Below are 12,360 nucleotides of genomic sequence, written 5' to 3' on the forward strand. Positions count from 1 at the left end.
ACAACATGCGCGTGCTCATCATCTGCCAGAGCGAGTCGCAGGTGGCCTTCGAGTACGGCAAGGACACGGCCAAGACGATCCGCACGGCCATGGGCATGCAAGTGCTTTTCCCCCCGAAGGAGCAGGAGGACGCCGAGCAGTACTCGCGCATGCTGGACAACTGCACCGAGAAGGTCCGCAACCGCAACAGCAGTACCGGCAAGGGCGGCCATAGCACGGGCACCAGCGAGCAGCAGCAAAAGCGTCCGCTGATGCTGCCGCAGGAGATCAAGCGGCTGCCTGACACGAAGCAGATCATCGTCATGGAGCAGTGCCTGCCGATCCTGTGCGGGCGCGCGAACTACGACCAGGACCCGGAGCTCAACCGGCGCAGCAAGATCGCGCCGCCCGATGTGGCGCCGCTTGATCTGGACACGCACGTGGCGCGCATCAACGAGTGCGTACGAGACCTGCAGCCCGGCGAGGGCGAGAAGGAGCCGCTGCCGGCAGCGCTGTACGCCCATGACTTCAAGGCCATGCCGCCGATGCCCAAGGAGCCCACGGACGCCGACCGGGAGCGGTACGCCGATGGGTTTTTCGACACGGTGCGCGACTCCGTGGTCCAGCAGGCCGAGCCGGAGGATGCATCCAAACCCAAGCCTGCGCGCAAGAAGGCCGCCGGCACCGCGAAGCCGCGCAAGAAGAAGGCCGCACCTGCCTCCGAGGAAGAGGCGAACTTTGCCGCTGCATATGCGGCGGCCGAAGCCCAGGAAGACATCGACCTGTCCGGGCTGCCCCACTGACTGGAGATCCCCACCATGCAACGACTGATCCCCATGGGCGCGCTGGCCGCCGCCTGCTTGCTCGCCGGCTGTTCGTCGGCGCCAAAGGTGCCCCAGGCCAGCGAGGCGACGAAGCGCCCGGCCAACGATCCGGCCTACGTCGAAATGCTGCGCGCCCGGGTCGAGCTCGAGCGCGCGCGCCAGGAGCTGGAGCTGCAGCGGCGCACCGCGGCGGCGCAGCGCATGCTGGACGAGCCGGTGATGGTCAAGACCGGCTCAGGCATTCCGGTTCGGGATATGTCGGCGGCGCGGCGCGGCACGAATCTCGTCTACACGGTGCGCTTTCGCACCGGCGGCACGCGGGTGGAGTTGACGCCTGCTGCCCGTGAAGTGATGTCCGCTGCTGTGGTCCAGGCGCCGCTGGTATGGGTGCGCGGGCGCACGGACGCGGCCCAGGCCAACCCGACCGACGAGCGCATCGCCCGAGAACGTGCGGAGAGCATGCGCGTGCTGCTGGTGCAGCTCGGCGTGCCGACGCAGCGCATCCGTACCAGTTGGCAGGCCGCCGGCGATGCCGTGGCGCCGCTGGACACCGCCGAAGGCAAGGCGGCCAACCGGCGCGTCGAGGTGGAGGTGTACGCCGCTGAGCCGCAACCGGGCTCGCTGGACGATCCGCGCGCCACCGTGGCGCAGCAGTGAGGCAGCCATGGACCGAGAGTACGAACTGCAGGCCCAGGGGCGCGAGCCGCGCCTCTACACCGACGCACAGGCGGCCGGCGCCGCCTTCTTCGCGGCCAAGCGCGAGGAAATGCCCAAAGTCCTGATGCACGAGGGTGGCGTGTCCGTACACGTCGCGCTGACGACGCGTGACCCGCGTGAGCCGGGCGGCTACGGTCACCTGCTGCTGTCACCCCCCGACGACTTCAAGGCCGGCTACGACCAGGGCAAGCAGGCGATGCCCGCCTGGGCCGTGGGTCTGCACGACATCAGTCCTCCCCAGCCCCCGAAAGGCAGCACCGTGAGCGAACAGCAGCACAACGAATCGTGGCGCCCCCGCATGCCGAACCACACGCCTGCGGAGATCGCAGCACGCGGCGTGGAGGTGGGCAAAGAGCGCGGCGCGCCTTTGATGGAGATCGACGGCAAGCCTGTGGCCTACGTGCAGTTCCTGCAGTTCAAGGACGAGGACTTCAAACCGCCTAAGGTGGAGTTCCACGCCTACGGCCCGGACGGCAATGTGGTGCGCGAGCACATCGGCGTGACGCGCGCTCAACTGCATGAGATGGTGGGTGAGCGGATCGCCAAGGCCATCATCGAGCGGCCCGACAATGCCGGGCGCCTGTACGCGCACGAGCTAGCGTCGCAATTACAGCCGTCGCCGCAAGTGGTCCCCGCGCAGACCAAGGCCCCGGAGGTCGTACCGACCCTGACCGTTGCGCCCGCTGAGGCATCGGTGCCCCCAGCGGCACCGGCCAAGCCAGTCGCACCAGAGGTGGTCAACACCATTGAGCTCGCCGTACCACGGGTGCCGGAACCGGAGAAGCCGACACCGGCCGCCGCGCCGACGCCCCAAAAGCCTGACCGCGAGCAACTGCTGAAGTCGCTGCAGGAACGCTTCGAGGTGGCCAGCGTGGGCACGCTACTCAAGCCCGCCGACGAGTACCGCATCGGGGGAGACAAGGGGCAGTTGCGCGTGGCCTTCACCGACCACGGCAAGCGGCTGGAGAGCCGCTACGACGCTCCGGAGGTGGTGCGCGGCATGGTGGACCTGGCGCAGGCCAAAGGCTGGCGCGAGATCCAGGTCGCCGGCACGCTGGAGTTCCAGCGCGCGACGTGGATGGAAGGCAACCTGCGCGGCATTCACGTCGCCGGCTACACCCCCAGCCGCCAGGACGAGGAACGGCTGAAGGCCGCGCGCGAGCAGCTCGCCCAGCAGCGCCAGCCGGCGCAGCAGCAGCCCGCGCCCGAGAAGCCCGCCAACACGGTGGAACCGGCGAAGGCGGCGCAGCCGGCCAAGCAGCCCGAGCAGGCCGCGACGACGGCCGCCGGCGGCAGCACCACCACGCGCGAGCAGTTCCTGAACATGGCCCGCTCGGTGATGAAGGATCAGGGCTACCCCAAGGACGAGATCGACAAGACGGTGGCGGTGATGGCAAAGAGGGTGGACGGCATGCTCGCCCGCGGCGAGCCGCTGCCGAAGATCCAGGTCTACGACAAGGCCGCCCCGAGCCGCGCGCCGGCGCCCACGGTGGTGCAACAGCCCACGCCGCAGCAGTCGCCCAACCGGGGCCCGGCCCCTGAAGTGGCGGCGCACGCGCCATGAGCGCGGTCCTGCCGCTGGGAAACCGCCGGCCGCTCGCGCTGCCGGCGGGCAGCGTCGAGACGCTGAAGTGGCTGGCGCTGGTACTGATGGTGCTGGACCACGTCAACACCTACCTGCTCGGCGGCGCCCATCCGTGGATGTTCGCCGCCGGCAGGACGGTGATGCCGGTGTTCAGCATGGTCCTGGCGTACAACCTGGCGCACGCCGCGCCCGGCGCCGCATGGCGCACGGCACGTCGTGCGCTGGCCTTCGGCCTTCTGGCCACGCCGGCGTTCTGGGCGCTTCGCGGGGGGTGGTGGCCGCTCAACATCATGTTCGCGCTGGCGGCGAGTGCGGCGGCGATCGGGCTGCTGGAGCAGCAGCGCACGAAGGCAGCGCTGACGCTGGCCGCGGCCGCCGGGATGGTGGTGGAGTTCTGGTGGCCCGTTATTGGAGCCACGGTGGCAGCGTGGTATTTCTGGCGCAGTTCGTCTTGGCAGCCTGCCGTAGCATGGGCGCTGTGCATGTTGGCGCTCACGCCAGTAAACGGGAATTGCTGGGCGTTCGGCGCCATTCCGATGGTCGCGGTGGCTGCGATGTTGAAGGCCCATCCAGCCAGGGTGAGATGGGTCTTCTACATCGCCTATCCACTACACCTCACCATCCTCTGGAGCCTCAAGTGAACACCGGCATCAATACCCGCTTGGCAGTGCTGGACGCCCTGGGCTGGCCCATCGGCATCGCGCTGTGGCTGATCGTCCAGAGCGACTTCCAGATCGGTGGAGCCCACGGCATGGCATTCCTGTTCCTGGGCATCTGGGCGATGCGCAAGCTCGGATGGGCGCTTGACGGCTACCGAGACGAGGTATGGGCCGTTTCCATGAACCCGATCGTCCTGGCGCTGGGCCTGCTGCTGCGGCAGGAGGGCTGGTATTCGTACACCACAACCACCGTGCTGCTCTGGGGCGGCTCCGTCTTCGCGCTGGCCTGCGTAGCGAAGCTGGTCACTTGAGTAGTCGCCGGCACCAGCCGCAAGGGCGCCCTCGGGCGCCCTTTTCAATGCACAAATTCACTCACCTTGGCCGACATCTGCGAGCGACGAAGCCGACCATCCCGACTCCGGCTGCCATCAGGGCGTAGGTCGAAGGCTCGGGCACGGGAGCTGTGATCGACGCCGCGTTGATCCCGCCGACAGCGCTAGCGGCAAAGATGCCGGACACCACCAGCGGCGCGTTGGTATCGTTCCAGCCCGGCACCTTCGTGTTCTGCACCTTTCCGGGAGAAGGCGTGCCTGCTGGCTTGGCGCCCATCGCTACCTTCCGCGAGTCCGAGGGGCTCAGCTCCAACCTTGCGCTGGACGAGGCACAGCGCGCTGGCGTGCCCTACCAGTTCGAGTCCGGCCTGATCACGCTCACGATCCACTCCTCGCTGGACGCCGCAGAATTCCTAGCGGCCGTCTCGGCGGTACTGGCCGATGCCGGCCTCCTATGCAAAGCTGTATCGGCTTGCCACCACGTCCACTTCTTCTTGCCGCGGGAAAGGGCGCAACGGCCATTGATCTCTACTCGCGGTGGCTGCAGTGCTGGCGTAGATTCATGGTCGGGAAAAGGCACTGTCAAACTGAAAGCGCCTCGCGTACATCGGCGGGGCGAACAACAGCACCAGCCAGAGAAGAGGCCCCCTCAGAAATCCGTTCCGTGCCCCTTGCGGCTGTTCGCTCACTCGAAGTCGACCGTCGCCTTTTGGTACCGCATAGAACATTCGAGTGCCGCCAACGAGCGTTTGTTTCTCCCTCGTGGCCAACATTTACAGGTCAATCCAAGGTGCTGAGTCGTGCTCGCATATCTTCAAACCGAAGAGAGTCTTACGGCTGTTCGAGGTGTTCTTCTTTACCGCGTTCTTGATGTCGTCATGGGAGAGCATTTGAAGAAAGACAGGCTTGACTCCAGAAGTAGCCGCTTCCCTGCCCGCATCCGATAACAATCGCCAGACGCGGTGGTCAGCGCACAACAGCAAGAGTCGAACGGAACAGTAAGCGCCCAGCGCGTCTTCTGCTTTCATTCCTTCTTCAATCCAGTGCGCCATCCATCGCACGGTGTCGCGGTACCGCCGAGCACACGTGACCACTTCTTCAAGTCCGCATTTTTCTGCGAGTGAGCTCGCTACAACAGCCTCGAACTGCTGATCATCGGCAGCAGAAGCTGCCAGCAGTAGGATGGCTCTGCGCCGGTGGTAGGAAGCATCGGCTGTCAGCTCGTGCAGCGCTACAGAATTCAACCACGCACTATTGCCGCCTACGAGGAGTTGCTCGGCACACAGTAGCAACTCGGCGTCATTCTTGGCATCGTCCATGCGCTGCAACCACTTAACGCGCATCTTTTCTGAGTCAGGCGCGGAGAACAGCGCCAAGTCGGTCAACTTCTCGCCGCTCCATCCATCGACATCAGTCACGAAATTTCTTTCGTTGCCGATCGCCGTCAGAAGACGCAGCGCGCTAGCCGAGCGGCTTGGTAGCAACGATCTGCACAAGGCGGTCGCAAACGGCATCACGGCGTGTAGAGTCTGTCGGGCTACCGCCTCCTTCAGCAACGCTTCTACCTCCGGTAGAAAGCTAGGTTCAGCCTTAACTAAACCAGTTAGCGTGTCATCTGACCAGAACGAAGCAAAGCCCCAGTTGCCGCCTTGCTGAGCTGCATCCAATGTGGCTTCAAGGGCGGTTTGAAGCTCTTGTGAGTGATCGTCGTCGCTGCCGAACGCTCGCGCAAATGCCTCAGGCTCGCCCGGCGGCAGGCCACCCCATATGGTCATCTCGCTTCGGAAGGGACCGGAGTTGTCCTGCTTGGACCAATCCACAGACACCGTCGCCCGCGGGTGTTCGCGGGTACTGGGGGCGCGCACCACAATCGGCAACGCCGACGTTACCTCCGTGGCGGAACAGATGTGTCTGCGGAGCCAGTCGAGGACCAGACCCGCGAACGCCTGCAAGACCTCGTCACGGCAACGCGTTCGTGGCCGGCCTGCCAAGTGACAGCATTCCCTCAGATCACATCGCGCCAGCACACCCAGGACCGGACCGTCTGCGTGCTCGAGCAAGAGCCGCGTTCCGTACAGCCTCTCCAAAGCGCAAGCATCAGGGGAACGAACGTTCACATCGGCAACCAATCGATTTTGGATCTCGCGGGACAGCTTGGAGGCAATCTGAAGGGCTAGGCCCCGATCGATGGTTGAGGTGGATGCAAGTCCTTGACGCACTGGCTCAGACCACACGGCGTCGTCCAGTGTTGCTTGTTCGCTCGCAAACCACAGGATAGCGGTCAAGGCCTTGCTTGATGAGCCGATACGCGCGGCAACGGCGGCTTGCTCTTCGATAGAGCCGAACGACTTGAAGTAAGAAGATGTCCTAGCCAGTAGATGGATGTCATTTCGTCGCGCAATCAACATGTCGACCTGATCAACTGGCATCGCATGGGCCAGCAGCATGCAAAGCAGCATCGCCTCGGCAAAGCGTTCTTGCTCACTGAGGTCCGTTGAGCGGGTATTCAACGTATCCCAGGCTTGGCGCACCGCTGCAATCTCGCTACTGCCGAGTAATGGAGTTAGGCCGTCGGCCGCGAAAACCCAGGCGTATAGCCGCTCCCCGGTTCTCTGGCTGATGTCGTTTACAAACTCGAACAGCTTCGCCGAGAGTAGGTCGCGGTCCACGCGGCATAAGACCGGTTCGTACAATTCCCAGTTGTAGTCCGCATCGGCCGTGTGAAAACTTTGTCTGCGCGTGCGGCCGTTGAATGAATGCACGGCTGCACACAACTCCTTGATAAAGGAAGAGGGATAGGAAACAGCTGGGTTTGACGCAGCATCCTTGGCTCTGCCGAGTCGCCATTGATTTGGCACCTCGAGATCTATAAGGTAGCTTGAAAGTTGCTGATACGTGGGTATACGGAAGGTGCGGGCAACCTTGATGTCGATTCGAGGATGGGGCATCTGCGCATCCAGCGCGCGTAAATGCGTGGCTAGTTCCGGGGCCGCGATCGCGTGTACCAGAGTACGTTCTACGCGGCTAGCTTCACTGGGCGAGAGTCCCGAAAAAGCTCCTATCGACATCTGGACAAGGTCCACGAGCGGCTGGCGGCTTGAAGCAAGAATCCAATACACCACGTCCGATCTTGAGCTCAACATCACCGCATCGGCGGCAAGGCTGGTTACAAGTACCGGGTAGAAGAAGCGCCTATTAGAAAAAGAAACTACAGCCAGTGCAACTCTACCTAGGCGAACAAGGCGCTGGCTCTCTACTCGTGTCAGCGAAACACCCCCACCGAGATTAACGGCTTGGCCCACCGAAGGGGCAACCTGTGCGGCACGCTCACGGGGCGTTGCTGTACTGAGGTTCGACGCTTCGGAATCACGCTCCCCGCTTGAATGAATGAGGCCAGCCCAGCGCGTCAAACGTTCCTTCAGTGTGTCTTGCCGGTTGGGATCGCTAGCTGCCCCGACAAGCCCCTTGAGAATCACGCGCTCAACGGCGTGATCGACGCCACGTTCGGACCATAGTTGTTCGCACACATCGCACAAAACATTGACACGCTTGGCAGCCTCGAGAAGTACTCCCTCGAGCGAATTTAGGTCAGGGTTCTGACATTTGATGAATTCCAAGATGATTGCGGCTGCAGCCTGTGTCGAGATCTCCGTGTTTACGAGAGCACGGAACGAGGCTGATGCACAAATGCGAGCTGTGAGAGGGAATCTGTGTGTATCGCTCAACCACTGGGCGATTCGCTCCCGATGCTCCTCAATAGTCCCTGTGCTGGAGTTAAGGATGTCGACCAGTAGCAGGGCAATACCTTCGACGAAGTAGCGCTGATCGACAACGTAGCCGGAAGTCGGCGACGGCCGAAGCACGCCACCCGATGCGAGTTCCCTGAAAATTTCACCTGACGGATCTACGACTGGAAGTCCGGCCGCTGCGTCTCGCGTGCTCAGACGGTTGCTCTCCTGTCGCGCAAGATGACGAAGCACCTCCTCCAGTTCCCTGCCACTGAGCGGATAGGTGGTCCGAGTTCGCGCCTGCCTTCTCATCACCTCGTAAAAAAGGCGTTCGACTGTCAAGTCTTCGCCGACTTGAAGTTCGTGGATGACCTGTATCGCCATAGCTAAGTATCTGGGCTTGCGCACGAGGGGGCCAACGCGCCTTAGTCGGTCGACGTCTTCACGCTCCAGGCCGACGAGCGCCGCGGCAAACTCGTTATCGTCGAAAGGGGCAACCTCGATAAGCTGCGGCTGCAGCGGTAGACGCTCGGCAAGATTACCAACCCATGTCTGCGTACGGCACGTGACGATGATCGATACGCGGCCGTCAAACTCGCTGATTGAACGGACCAGGTATTCCGTCCAGAAGACGACTGAGTGGCGCTCGTTGATGCCGTCCAGGATGACCAGCAACTGCTTGCGTGTCGCTCCTTTGATCCATCGTTGCAGCTTCGCGTGGAAGTTGATCTCGCGACCCTCTGCAAGGTTATCAATGGCATGGTGAGCAAGTTGGCGAATAGGGTAGGCTGCCGAGCAGTCTCCAGCCGAGAACCAGAACACCGCAGGTGCATTGGGTTGGTCCATACGCTTGTAAATCCAGCTAGCGAGGGCCCAAGACTTACCATTTCCTTCTTCGCCATGCACAACGCACAGCGTGCTGCTCTCGGCATCCCATGGACCATTCAGAAACCCATCTAACTGATTCTGTACGGGCAGCCGTGGAATGTCGCGAATGTCGCCTGCGCCGGCAACATCGAGCCGGCGACCGAAGCGCCCGCGGCTTCTCATCTCACTTCTCAAAGCTTGCACCAACTTCTCATTCATCCGATCTCGGAAGGAAGGCAGGCCGACCGTTCCCCCGTTGAGCGTGCTTCGAATCCTCTCCAGACGGGTCGAAAAGCTAATGCTGCCGCGGACGGCGGCTAGGTAGTCCTCAAGCTCCGACGTGCCGTTTATCAATACCGATGCGCAGTGTTGAAGCACCAGTGCTGAGTCGTGGGCGCACAGCATGTCGAGGCCCTTGGGATCGGCCGCGCCGCCGCACGCCAGTATCAAGTAGTCGATGCCGCGTTCGCACGCTTCCTCTTCAAGCCAGCGCGTGATGTTCGAGTCCACGTCGCGGCTGGTCGCAAGGATCCAAAGATCGATCTGTGGGTCTTCTCGGGTCGCGATGTGGATTTCGGAAACGAGTTCCCGCTGATTCAATGCGGTGTCTGTGCGATACCTTTTGCACTCCACTACCGCGAACCATGGCGAGGTGGGGTCCGAGTCGATGTCCCTGCCCCTTTGCCCGCCGGAGCGTGCAGGCCGGAACACTACACCCGTCAGATTGGTGAGCAGTTTGGCTATGAGTCCTTCAAACCCCACTTGCCCCGTTGCAGATAGTGCCTGGAGCGCTTCGGAGAGGGGGGTGCTGGAATGCGTAGCTGATTGCATTTCCACTTCCAAGATTTAAGAACAAAGAACCCTAAACACCAGGATACGGGATGAAGGCGCTTGACACGTTCAGGCAGCGCATTTGGCTCATCACGAGGCGCGTCCGTGGATGCAGCATGGCCAAGGTTGCGGAACAGGTGCGAGATCACCGGCCGGGTAGGAAAGGTGGCTCCTGAGCGCAGTGAGTGACCAAGTTCGACGGCAACTCTCAAAGTCCGCTTGCAGCATGATTCAGCCATCTGGCTCGCAGCCCCCAAGGACCGCTGGTGGCCGGAAGGCGACCGACGGATCAAGGCACAGCAACTTTGTAGCTGGGCTTGCATCGACACCGATCGTCTTGGCGAGATCAGATCGCTGCCATTCGAGTTCACGCGGTTGGCGTGAGCAGCTGTTGAGCTCGTGGACCTGCGACGTTTCCTATCCGGATAGGTCCGTTGCTGGGAACTCAGCGGCACGGTGCCTGCCATGTGCTATGGCCGGCACCGGAGAAACGAATGGACGACCAGCACGAAGAAACGCCGCTGCAGAGGGTCCAACGTCGGGTCATCGAAGCTGAAGCACAAGTGGCCGCGCAGGTGGCCTGGATTGCCGAGATGGACCGCATGAACTACAGCACGGTAGACGAAGAGATTGCGCTGGCCGTTCTCAAGGACAAGTTGCGTCTCTTTCAAGACGAGGTGGCCCGGGAACTACAGCGATCAGACGCATCGCGCCGCCGGTGAAGGAGGCTTGGCCGGCAGCGACCATGGTCACGGCTACGGTTTGGTTGCGTTACGGAGGCGAGACCGTTGCATGAAGTTCAGGACCAATCCTGCACTCGCATGCAATCGCTGCTTACGTGAACTTGTGCAGCAGCGGTCCACCTGAATCAATAGGGTGATGGCTCAAAGTCTGCACCGCCACGTCGGTGTCGGCCACCGGTGGAAGTACGCCGCGCTCGCACGCGCGGTGCCGCATGACCGGAGGGTCCATTCTCCCGCCCGCCGGCATCGCGCTGACGCTGTCGGGACAGATCTTGGTGAGGGTCGTTGCGGTCTTGCGAAGGCGAACTCGACCTTGCCCCCGCCAGGGCCGGCAACCAGGCGCAGTGCCGCCGAGAACTTCTTGCCCGCCTTGCTGGTGAAACCTTCCAGCACCACGGTATGGCCGGCCTTGCACAGTGCTCGCACGTCGGTCTTGCGCGTCTTGCGGCCCGCGATCCCTTTCCAGATCGTGAGCCCGCAGCTCGGGCAGCCCCAGCTCTTGGGCCGCTCTTGCAGCCGGGCCTGCCCGCAGCAGCAGCCGATGTCCGTGTCGGTGCCGCCGCTGACGGCTCCTGCAGGTGCAGCCACGGCCTTGGCCCGGATGCGCTCCACGAGGTCTTGCGTGGTGCCGGCGATGCCGGCCATGAAAGCCTCACGCGTTTCCTGGCCTCGCTCGATGCGCGCCAGGCGCGATTCCCAGTCGCCCGTGAGCTCCGGGGAGGCCAGGGCCACGAGCCCGTTTTCCCGCAGCGCCTGGATCAGCCTGACGCCCTTCTCGGTAGGCACAAGCTCCTTCTTGTGGCGTTCGACGTAGTGCTTCTTTTCCGAAAGCAGATCCTCGATCGTGTTGGCCCGGGTGGCCGGTGTGCCCAGGCCCCGTTCCTTCATCGCCGCGGCGAGCGCGTCGTCGTCCACCAGCTTGCCGGCGTTCTCCATGGCCGCGAGCAGCGAGGCCTCGGTGAAGCGGGGCGGGGGCGTGGTCTGGCCGGCACGCACCGTGACCGCGTCGTTGGACACCGGCTCGCCGGGGCGCAGGGCCGGCAGGCTCTGCACTTCCTTGTCGGCGTCCTTGCCCTTTTCCTTCCCGAAGGCCGCAGCATCGCCGCCGTACACCACCAGCCACCCCGGCGACACCAGCACGCGTCCCGTGGCGCGGAAGCGGTGCCCGGCGATCTCGGCCAGGCGCGTGGTCTCCAGGTACTCGGCCGCCGGGTGGAATGCGGCCAGGAAGCGGCGCACGACCATGTCATGGATCCTGCTCTCGGCCTCGGAGAGCCCCGCCGGCGCCTTGCCGGTGGGGATGATGGTGAAGTGGTCGGAGATCTTGCGGTTGTCGAAGACGGAGTGGCCCGCAGTAACCCAGCCTTGGCTCAGGATGGCCTGTGCGAAGGGCTGGAAGTTTTCCGGCAGCAGCTTGAGGACCTGGGCCACCTTGGCCGGATAGTCCTCGGGCAGGTGGTTCGAGTCGGTCCGCGGGTAGGTCAGGACCTTGTGCTGCTCGTACAGGGCCTGGGCCACGGCCAGCGTGGTCTTGGCAGACAACCCGTAGCGCGCATTCGCCGCCCGCTGCAGCGTCGTGAGGTCAAAGAGCTTGGGCGGGTGGCGCCGCACGGGCTTGGAGGTGTCCGTCACCGAGCTGGGCGCCACGCCACTGCAGGCCTGCTGCACGGTCTCCGCCACGGTGCGGTCGAAGGTGCGATCGGCCCGGGCTGCCGGGTCGCCGTTGGGCTTGAACGCCGGGTCGAACCACTTGGCCTGCCAGGCGCCGGCCGCCACGGACAGCGTGGCAATCACCTCCCAGAAGTCCCGCGGCTCGAACGTGCGGATCTCCTGCTCGCGGTCGACCAGCAGGGCCAGTGTCGGCGTCTGGACCCGGCCGGCCGACACGAGCTCGCCGGGCGCCACGAGGTTGGCCTTGGTCAGTGCCCGCGTGGCGTTGACGCCCACGAGCCAGTCGGCCTCGGCCCGGGAGCGGGCCGCGGCGGCCAGCGGCCGCATGTCGGCGTCGCTGCGCCGGTGGGCATAGGCCTGCTTGATGCCGGTGGAGGTCATGGTCTGCAGCCACATGCGCTCGATGGGCTTGCGCACGCGCAGG

Annotated in this window: 9 protein-coding genes and 1 pseudogene; 7 read left to right on the forward strand and 3 right to left on the reverse strand. The window is 63.7% G+C overall.

What is annotated here, in order from left to right:
* From H537_RS0118105 to H537_RS0118125, 5 genes are all read left to right on the forward strand, one after another.
* On the forward strand, positions 1-782 hold a 782-nt coding region (locus H537_RS0118105), incomplete at its 5' end, for a type IV secretory system conjugative DNA transfer family protein (RefSeq protein ID WP_028998976.1).
* A 15-nt stretch (positions 783-797) separates the two neighbouring features.
* On the forward strand, positions 798-1,460 hold the full coding sequence (locus H537_RS0118110) for an OmpA family protein (RefSeq protein WP_084150790.1): 663 nt from the start codon (positions 798-800) through the stop codon (positions 1,458-1,460).
* A 7-nt stretch (positions 1,461-1,467) separates the two neighbouring features.
* Positions 1,468-3,084: an LPD7 domain-containing protein gene (locus tag H537_RS0118115; RefSeq protein WP_028998978.1), complete on the forward strand. Its 1,617-nt coding sequence runs from the start codon at positions 1,468-1,470 to the stop codon at positions 3,082-3,084.
* The gene (locus tag H537_RS0118120) at positions 3,081-3,746 is read left to right on the forward strand and encodes a TraX family protein (protein WP_043459150.1); all 666 of its coding nucleotides are present in this window, start codon (positions 3,081-3,083) and stop codon (positions 3,744-3,746) included. Before H537_RS0118115 ends, H537_RS0118120 begins: the two co-directional genes overlap by 4 nt.
* Complete coding sequence (locus H537_RS0118125; protein ID WP_028998980.1) at positions 3,743-4,075, forward strand: hypothetical protein; 333 nt, start codon at positions 3,743-3,745, stop codon at positions 4,073-4,075. The genes H537_RS0118120 and H537_RS0118125 overlap by 4 nt, the downstream gene beginning before the upstream one ends.
* Positions 4,076-4,136: 61 nt before the next feature.
* On the opposite strand, the pseudogene H537_RS56825 reads toward H537_RS0118125, so the two are convergent.
* Positions 4,137-4,235 (reverse strand): annotated as a pseudogene (locus H537_RS56825) (PEP-CTERM sorting domain-containing protein); the annotation flags it as partial.
* 37 nt (positions 4,236-4,272) lie between these two features.
* Between H537_RS56825 and H537_RS51295 the strand changes: the two are divergent.
* Positions 4,273-4,893, forward strand: coding sequence for an ACT domain-containing protein (locus H537_RS51295; protein WP_084150792.1), 621 nt, complete (start codon positions 4,273-4,275; stop codon positions 4,891-4,893).
* Here the strand turns inward: H537_RS51295 and H537_RS53110 are convergent.
* Positions 4,870-9,291: an NACHT domain-containing protein gene (locus H537_RS53110; protein WP_156901813.1), complete on the reverse strand. Its 4,422-nt coding sequence runs from the start codon at positions 9,289-9,291 to the stop codon at positions 4,870-4,872. The two genes, H537_RS51295 and H537_RS53110, sit on opposite strands and share 24 nt — an antisense overlap.
* A gap of 725 nt (positions 9,292-10,016) precedes the next feature.
* Between H537_RS53110 and H537_RS0118135 the strand changes: the two genes are divergently transcribed.
* Entirely contained in the window at positions 10,017-10,244 is a 228-nt protein-coding gene (locus H537_RS0118135; protein ID WP_028998982.1) for a hypothetical protein, read from the forward strand.
* A gap of 162 nt (positions 10,245-10,406) precedes the next feature.
* Here H537_RS0118135 and H537_RS43990 read toward each other — a convergent pair.
* Positions 10,407-12,360: DNA topoisomerase (locus tag H537_RS43990; protein WP_051242929.1), on the reverse strand; the 1,954-nt coding region annotated here is incomplete at its 5' end.

The sequence above is a fragment of the Azohydromonas australica DSM 1124 genome (assembly GCF_000430725.1).
GTDB classification, from domain to species: domain Bacteria; phylum Pseudomonadota; class Gammaproteobacteria; order Burkholderiales; family Burkholderiaceae_C; genus Azohydromonas; species Azohydromonas australica.

Excerpts from the sequence above, each read along its gene's own strand:
- H537_RS0118110 (WP_084150790.1), top strand. The coding sequence starts at position 798 with ATGCAACGACTGATCCCCATGGGCGCGCTGGCCGCCGCCTGCTTGCTC.
- H537_RS0118115 (WP_028998978.1), top strand. The coding sequence starts at position 1,468 with ATGGACCGAGAGTACGAACTGCAGGCCCAGGGGCGCGAGCCGCGCCTC.
- H537_RS0118120 (WP_043459150.1), top strand. The coding sequence starts at position 3,081 with ATGAGCGCGGTCCTGCCGCTGGGAAACCGCCGGCCGCTCGCGCTGCCG.
- H537_RS51295 (WP_084150792.1), top strand. The coding sequence starts at position 4,273 with ATGCCGGACACCACCAGCGGCGCGTTGGTATCGTTCCAGCCCGGCACC.
- H537_RS0118135 (WP_028998982.1), top strand. The coding sequence starts at position 10,017 with ATGGACGACCAGCACGAAGAAACGCCGCTGCAGAGGGTCCAACGTCGG.